This is a genomic window from Ruegeria sp. AH7, from assembly GCF_056541325.1.
In genome coordinates this window covers 1-501 of sequence record NZ_JBQFYF010000027.1, presented here as the reverse complement: position 1 = coordinate 501, position 501 = coordinate 1, and the positions used below count along the sequence as shown (strand labels likewise).

At 61.7% G+C, this 501-nt stretch carries 1 protein-coding gene; it reads right to left on the bottom strand.

Going from position 1 to position 501, the window contains the following annotated elements; translation table 11 throughout:
* A partial coding sequence (locus ACR0JX_RS19750) for a GntR family transcriptional regulator (protein WP_480545538.1) occupies positions 1 to 494 on the bottom strand: 494 nt, incomplete at its 3' end.
* Positions 495 to 501: the final 7 nt, after the last annotated feature.

Genomic DNA, 501 nt, shown 5'->3' with positions numbered 1-501 from the left:
CTGCTGGTGTCTTGTAGCTCTGCGCAGATGCCTGGCAGTCGATCAAGAGGAAACATGCTTTCGAACACGGCAATCGGGTGCCCGTCCGCCAATGAGAGGCCGTGATACGCACAGATCTGATCACCGGGTGAAACAGTCAGCGCGGTGGCCTCGCCCTCGGTCGCTGCCCGTTCTTCAACATGAAGCACCCTCTTTTCTGGTCTGCGACCAGCAGCGATGAGGTTTTCATGGAATCGCACCCGCGACCCGATGGGGTAATCGGTGGGCGTGGCCGCCACAAAAGCGCCCGCGCCCCGGCGCGTTCGGATTAGGCCCTCATCCACAAGGGCCGAGATGCCGTGACGCACCGTATGGCGGTTCACACCGAACCGCTCTGCCAGTGCCGCTTCGGTTGGCAGCTTATCACCCGGGCCATAGCGCCCTTCGGCCATATCGCTGCGAAGTGCGTCGGCGATGGCCTTCCAGATCGGGGTTTTGGTGGGAGTGTCACGCAAGTTTCAC